The sequence below is a fragment of the Pseudomonas sp. AIG genome (assembly GCF_977020205.1).
In genome coordinates this window covers 1-517 of the sequence record NZ_CDROCK010000140.1, presented here as the reverse complement: position 1 = coordinate 517, position 517 = coordinate 1, and the positions used below count along the sequence as shown (strand labels likewise).

Sequence of the window (517 nt, the reverse complement as noted above, 5' to 3'; positions counted from 1 at the left end):
AGTGCGCCGCCCTTGGCGTGGCGGTAGTCGAGCACGCTGTTGTCCGGCAGACGCATGCGTTTGAGCTGGCCGCAGGCGTCGTAGCGGTAACGCAGGGTGCCCCAGCCCTGATGCTCGGTGATCAGCCGGTCCTGACGGTCGTACTCGAAGGCCAAAGGATGTTGCTGGCCGTCATCGACCCCAATCAAACGACCGAGGCGGTCGTACTGATAGCTGACCTTGACCCCGTCGGGCAGGGTTTTGACCAGAAGGCGCCCGGCCGCATCGCGCTCATACGCAGTGAGCAAACAAGAGCCGTCATCACCGAACTCGGTCTTCTCCAGCAGATGCCCGTTGAGGTCATAGGCGTACGCCGTGCGCCGGCCGTCAAAACCACTTTCCTGACGAATCAGCCCGGTCGGGGTGTAATCGAGCCGATACTTTTCCCCGGACTCGTTTTCGATCTCGGTGAGCAGCAGTTGTGCATGGTCGTAGCGGTACTGCACCCGCGTGCCGTCGGGGTTGATCCGCCGCGAGA

Annotated in this window: 1 pseudogene; it reads right to left on the bottom strand. The window is 62.5% G+C overall.

Annotation, left to right across the window (positions count from 1 at the left end):
- Nucleotides 1-517, bottom strand: a pseudogene (locus ACWR1S_RS30895) (type IV secretion protein Rhs); the annotation flags it as partial.